Source organism: Streptomyces sp. NPDC054841, assembly GCF_053611045.1.
Genome location: NZ_JBSGZO010000517.1, coordinates 1 through 5,628 on the forward strand (window position 1 = coordinate 1; position 5,628 = coordinate 5,628).

The following is a 5,628-nucleotide window of genomic DNA, read 5'->3' on the forward strand; positions in this document are numbered from 1 at the left end:
AGGCGCAGCTCTGGGGGAGATCGCCCTCGTACTGGGCGTACTTGGGCGACTCCGACAACGCAGCGAGGTGCCGTAGCCGGCGTCGCGGGCCCGACGAGATCGCCCGGACAGGGCCTACAGCCCCTGCCAGGCCGGCTTGTTCGCGTACGTGTGCCGGAAGTAGTCCGCAAGCTTCAGCTTGGACGCGGCCGCCTCGTCCGCGACCACGGTCGCGTGCGGGTGCAACTGGAGCGCCGAGGCCGGCACGACCGCGGCGACCGGCCCCTCGACGGTCTGAGCGACCGCCTCCGCCTTCCCCTCGCCCGTCGCGAGCAGCACCAGATGCCGCGCCTCCAGAATCGTCCCGATCCCCTGCGTGATCACGTGATGCGGTACCTGCGCGATGTCCCCGTCGAAGAACCGCGCGTTGTCCACACGCGTCTGCTCGGTCAGCGTCTTGATCCGCGTACGCGAGGCGAGCGACGAGCAGGGCTCGTTGAACCCGATGTGCCCGTCCGTGCCGATCCCGAGCAGCTGGAGGTCGACGCCGCCCGCCTCCGCCAGCGCCGCGTCGTAGGCCTCGCACGCGGCCTGGACGTCCTGCGCCGATCCGTCCGGGCCGATGAAGGCGTCCGCGCTCAGTCCGAGCGGCTCGACGACCTCACGTAGAACGACGGAGCGGTACGACTCGGGGTGCCCGGCCGGCAGGCCCACGTACTCGTCCAGCTGGGCTATCCGCGCCCGGGACGCGTCCACATCCCCGGCCCGTACCTTCGCCGCCAGCGCCTCGTAGATGGGCAGCGGCGTCGATCCGGTGGCCACCCCGAGCAGCGCGTCGGGCTTGCGGCGGAGCAGGTCCGCGATGCCCTGGGCGATGAGCTCTCCGCCTGCCTTGGCGTCCTGGACGATGACAACTTCCACGCTGGGCCTGCCGATCGGTTGAAAGGTCACTGTGGTATAGACCAATCTAGCAGAATGGGGTGACGCCCCGGTGAATGCCGGCTGGCGGGGGCGCGGGCCCCCGTGGTCGACTGAGCCGGACGGCGTCCGGACCGTACGCAGGCACGTACGCAGCCACTTTTGGAGGCCCAGCATGTCCGCCACGACGTCAGCCGAGCACCGCGAGCAGCCGGGCACGATCATGTCCGGCGAGATGGCCGAGCAGCCCGCCGTGCTGCGCCGGATCCTCGACCGGGGAGCGCCGAGGATCCGTGCGGTCGCCTCGGAGATCGCCGCGCGGAAGCCGCGCTTCGTCCTGCTGACCGCACGCGGCACGTCCGACAACGCGGCGCTCTACGCGAAGTACCTGCTGGAGATCCGCCTCGGGCTGCCGTGCGGGCTGACCTCGATGTCCACGACGACGGCGTACGGGGCGAAGCCCGATCTCACCGACGTCCTGGTCATCACGGTGAGTCAGTCGGGCGGCTCCCCGGACCTGGTGGCGTCCACCAGGGCCGCGCGCAAGGCGGGTGCGGTCACCCTCGCCGTGACGAACAACCCGGACTCGCCGCTGGCCGCGGTCTCGGAGTTCCACATCGACATCCTGGCCGGGCCGGAGAAGGCGCTCCCGGCGACCAAGACCTACACGGCGTCGCTGCTGTCCCTCTATCTCTTCGTCGAGGGGCTGCGCGGCGGCGACGGCTCCGCCGCGCACGTCCTCCCCGGCCTCGCGGAGGAGATCCTGGCCCGCCGGGCCGAGGTGAAGACCCTGGCCTCGCGCTACCGCTTCGCCGAGCGCATGGTCATCACGTCCAGGGGCTACGGCTATCCGACGGCCAAGGAAGCGGCCCTCAAGCTGATGGAGACGAGCTACATCCCGGCTCTCTCCTACTCCGGCGCCGACCTGCTGCACGGGCCGCTGGCCATGGTCGACAACATCTCCCCGGTGATCGCGGTGGTGACGGACGGCCGCGGCGGCGAGGCCCTCCAGCCCGTCCTCGACCGCCTCCGCGGCCGCGGCGCGGACCTGGTCGTCGTCGGCCCGAAGCCTCAGGTCGAGGCGGCCTCCGCGGGGTTCGTCCTGCCCACGGAAGGAGTGGCGGAGGAGGTCCAGCCCATCCTGGAGATCCTTCCGCTCCAGCTCCTGGCGTACGAGGTGACCATCGCCCGCGGCCAGGACCCGGACGCGCCGCGGGCTCTCGCGAAGGTCACCGAAACGCGGTGACGTGTGGGGGAACCGGGGAACCGCGTTCCTCCCACACCCCGTCACGCCAGCGAGCCGCCCGTCGTGTCGAGCCACTCGCCGGTGATCCAGCGGCCCGCGTCGGAGGCGAGGAAGGCGACCACATCGGCGATGTCGGACGGAGTGCCCACGCGCCCCAGCGCCGACATCGCCGCCGCGCCCGCCCGTGCCTCGTCGCTCGTGCGCAGCCAGTCCGCGTTGATGTCCGTGTCGATGATGCCGGGGGCGACCGCGTTCACCGTGATGCCACGGGGTCCGAGGATCTTGGAGAGATTCCGGGTGAACATGTCCAGCGCGGCCTTGCTCATCGAATAGGCGATCAGGTCCGGCATCACCGCGGCCCGGGACAGCCCGGAGGAGATGTTGATGATCCGGCCGCCGTCCCGCAGCCGCTCCGCGCCCAGTTGGGTCACGAAGAACGGTGCCTTGGCGTTCACCGCGAAGGTCCGCTCGAAGTCCTCCTCGCGGATGTCCGCGAACCCGCGTCCCCCCGCGATGCCGGCGTTGTTGACCAGGATGTCCAGCCCGTCGCCCCCGGAGGCCCGGTCGAACTGCTCCCACAGTCCCGCCGCGTCCCCCGGCACCCCCAGCTCCTGCCCGATCGCGAACGCCTCGCCGCCCGCCTCCTCGATCGCCGCGACCGTCTCCTTCGCCGCGGCCTCGTTGCTGCCGTAGTGCACGGCCACCCGGGCGCCGTCCCGTCCGAGCCGCTCCGCGATGGCCCGTCCGATGCCCCTGCTGCCGCCGGTGACCAGTGCCGTCCTGCCTGTGAGCGCGCCCATGGCGATGCCTCCCAATTTCCATAGTGATCGTTACAGAAATCAACCGTAACAGATTCTCGAACGATCGCTATAGAATTCTCGGCATGGCGACGAAACAGCGCGGCAGGCCTCGCTCCTTCGACCGGGAGGCGGCCCTGCGGCAGGCCACGATGGTCTTCTGGGAGCACGGCTACGAAGCGACCTCGGTCGCGGACCTCACGCGCGCCATGGGCATCGGCGCGCCGAGCCTGTACGCGGCCTTCGGCGACAAGAAGGCCCTCTTCGAGGAGGTCGTGAGCGCGTACGGGGACACGCACGGCGCCTTCCTCGGCCGCGCCCTGGCCGAGGAGCCCACCGCCCGGGCCGCCATGGAACGGATGGTGCGCGAGGGCGCGGCGGAGTACTCCGACCCGGCACACCCATGGGGCTGCCTGGTGATCGGCGGGGCGGTCAACTGCACGACGCCGGAGGTCGCGGCCGCCCTGCGGGACCGGCGCGACATCGCCCGCGCCGCCATCGAGACCCGTATCCGCGCGGATGTCGCCTCGGGAGCCCTTCCTCCCGGCACCGACCCGGCCGCCCTCGCCCGCTTCAGCGCGGCTGTACTCCAGGGTCTTTCGCTCCAGGCCCGCGACGGCGCGACGAAAGAGGTCCTGCAGGCCGCGGGGGAGGTGGCGATGCGGGCGTGGCCGGGGGCGGAGCCGGACCCGCGGTGAAGGCCTCGAAAACACCCGCGGGCCGCGGCGCCAGGACGGGACCCTCAACCCGTCCGGCACCGCAGCCCGGAGTTGCTCGGCCGGCGGGGTGTGCGGTCCCACGCGGCCGTGAGAGGTCTCGGCGCAGTCAGGGCAGAGAGCGCCGGGTACCTCGGTCCACCCTCCTGTGCGGGGAGGGTGGAGGTATTTCGGGATCCGGGGTGGGCCCCCGGGGTGATGCGATCCACATCATTGTGGACTAGACCATTCTGGTCTGTCCATCCATGCGCACGGACTTGTTCCGGGCCCATCCTCCACCACGGAGCCCGATCACGTCAGGTTCATACCGAAGGTACGCTCACAGCGTGCCCTCCATGAACGATCTCGTACGCCAGCACACCGCTCTGAGTGAGTCCGACCTCGAGTGGCTCCACCTGCTGGTCTCGGAGTGGCAACTGCTCTCCGACCTCTCCTTCGCCGACCTCGTGCTCTGGGTTCCCACTCTCGACGGTACTCGCTACGTCTCCGTCGCCCAGATGCGGCCCAACACCGGCCCCACCTCCTACCAGGACGACATGGTCGGGCATCTGGTTCCACGAGGCCGCCGTCCTCTTCTCGACGCCGCACTCGACGAGGGCCGGATCGTGCGCGAGGGCGACCCGGAGTGGCGCGAGGAGGTGCCGGTACGGGTCGAGTCCATCCCCGTGCGCCGCGACGGCCGCGTACTCGGAGTGATCGCCCGCAACACCAATCTGCTGACCGTCCGCACCCCGAGCCGCCTGGAACTCACCTACCTCCAGTCCGCCTCGGACCTTGCCCAGATGATCGCCGCGGGCGCCTTCCCCTTCCCCGGCCAACAGGTCGACATGGACGCCTCCCCGCGCGCCGGCGACGGACTGATCCGCCTCGACGCCGACGGTGTCGTCCAGTACGCGTCCCCGAACGCCCTCTCCGCGTACCACCGCCTCGGCCTCGCCGCCGATCTCGTCGGCCAGCACCTGGGCCAGATCACCGCCGAACTCGCCCCGTCCCGCGGCCCGGTCGACGAAGCCCTGGTCAAACTCGCCAGCGGATACGCGCCCCGCGAGGCCGAGGTCGAGGGCAGCGGCGGCGTCATTCAGCTGCGCGCCATCCCGCTCAAGCCCAAGGGCCCCCGCATCGGCTCCCTCGTACTGCTCCGCGACGTCACCGAACTGCGCCGCCGCGAACGGGAGTTGATCACCAAGGACGCCACCATCCGGGAGATCCACCACCGGGTGAAGAACAACCTCCAGACGGTCGCCGCGCTGCTGCGGCTGCAGGCCCGCCGGATGGACTCCGTGCGCGGCAGGGAGGCGCTCAACGAGGCGGTCCGCCGCGTCGGCTCGATCGCGATCGTCCATGAGACGCTGTCTCACAACCTGGATGAGCGTGTCGAGTTCGACGAGATCGCCGACCGGGTGCTCGCGATGGTCGCCGAGATCTCCCCGGGCAAGGTCGAATGCCGCCGCACCGGCCGCTGCGGAATCCTCGACGCCGAGGTCGCGACTCCGCTCTCCATGGTCCTCACCGAAGTCCTGCAGAACGCCCTGGAGCACGCCTTCGCCCCGGGAGAGCACGGCACGGTCGAGGTCTCGGCGGTACGCGGAGGCCCGCGCTCCGACGAGCGGCTGCTGATAACCGTCCAGGACGACGGCCGCGGACTGCCCGAAGGCTTTGATCCGCAGCGGGCCGGCAATCTCGGCCTGCAGATCGTCAGGACCCTGGTCGAGGGGGAGCTGGGCGGCAGCTTCGACATGCAGCCCGCCCTCGGCCGTGGCACGCGCGTCGTCCTCGACATCCCGGTGCGAAGCCAGAAGTAGCCGCGGCCGGCCGGGCAGCGCCAGAAGCAGCCCGGCCGATCGGTGCGGAGCCAGCAGCGCCCGGCCGATCGGTGCGGAGCCAGCAGCAGCCCGGCCGATCGGTGCGGAGCCAGGAAGCGGCCCGGCCGATTCCGCCGGGAACAGCAGCGAGCCCCGGACCGTATGGACAC

The 5,628-nt window shown here is 71.0% G+C and carries 5 protein-coding genes; 3 read left to right on the forward strand and 2 right to left on the reverse strand.

The annotated features are described in order from the left end of the window. Positions 1-114: 114 nt before the first annotated feature. Positions 115-900: a glucosamine-6-phosphate deaminase gene (gene nagB, locus ACWGI8_RS38150; RefSeq protein ID WP_453668026.1), complete on the reverse strand. Its 786-nt coding sequence runs from the start codon at positions 898-900 to the stop codon at positions 115-117. Positions 901-1,072: 172 nt separating this feature from the next. On the opposite strand from nagB, the gene ACWGI8_RS38155 reads away from it, so the two are divergent. Continuing rightward, complete coding sequence (locus ACWGI8_RS38155) at positions 1,073-2,143, forward strand: SIS domain-containing protein (protein WP_453668027.1); 1,071 nt, start codon at positions 1,073-1,075, stop codon at positions 2,141-2,143. Positions 2,144-2,184: 41 nt separating this feature from the next. Here ACWGI8_RS38155 and ACWGI8_RS38160 read toward each other — a convergent pair whose 3' ends face one another. Beyond that, a complete protein-coding gene (locus ACWGI8_RS38160; RefSeq protein ID WP_453668028.1) occupies positions 2,185-2,943 on the reverse strand; it encodes an SDR family oxidoreductase in 759 nt (252 codons plus the stop codon). Between the two features lie 83 nt (positions 2,944-3,026). On the opposite strand from ACWGI8_RS38160, the gene ACWGI8_RS38165 reads away from it, so the two are divergent. Next, the gene (locus ACWGI8_RS38165; RefSeq protein WP_453668029.1) at positions 3,027-3,638 is read left to right on the forward strand and encodes a TetR/AcrR family transcriptional regulator; all 612 of its coding nucleotides are present in this window, start codon (positions 3,027-3,029) and stop codon (positions 3,636-3,638) included. 353 nt (positions 3,639-3,991) lie between these two features. Then, positions 3,992-5,458 carry a sensor histidine kinase gene (locus ACWGI8_RS38170; RefSeq protein ID WP_453668030.1) on the forward strand — a complete coding sequence of 489 codons (1,467 nt, stop codon included), beginning with the start codon at positions 3,992-3,994 and terminating at the stop codon, positions 5,456-5,458. The last annotated feature ends 170 nt before the right edge of the window (positions 5,459-5,628 follow it).

Coding starts and splice junctions, on each gene's coding strand:
- ACWGI8_RS38155 (WP_453668027.1), top strand. CDS start 1,073: ATGTCCGCCACGACGTCAGCCGAGCACCGCGAGCAGCCGGGCACGATC.
- ACWGI8_RS38160 (WP_453668028.1), bottom strand. CDS start 2,943: ATGGGCGCGCTCACAGGCAGGACGGCACTGGTCACCGGCGGCAGCAGG.
- ACWGI8_RS38165 (WP_453668029.1), top strand. CDS start 3,027: ATGGCGACGAAACAGCGCGGCAGGCCTCGCTCCTTCGACCGGGAGGCG.
- ACWGI8_RS38170 (WP_453668030.1), top strand. CDS start 3,992: ATGAACGATCTCGTACGCCAGCACACCGCTCTGAGTGAGTCCGACCTC.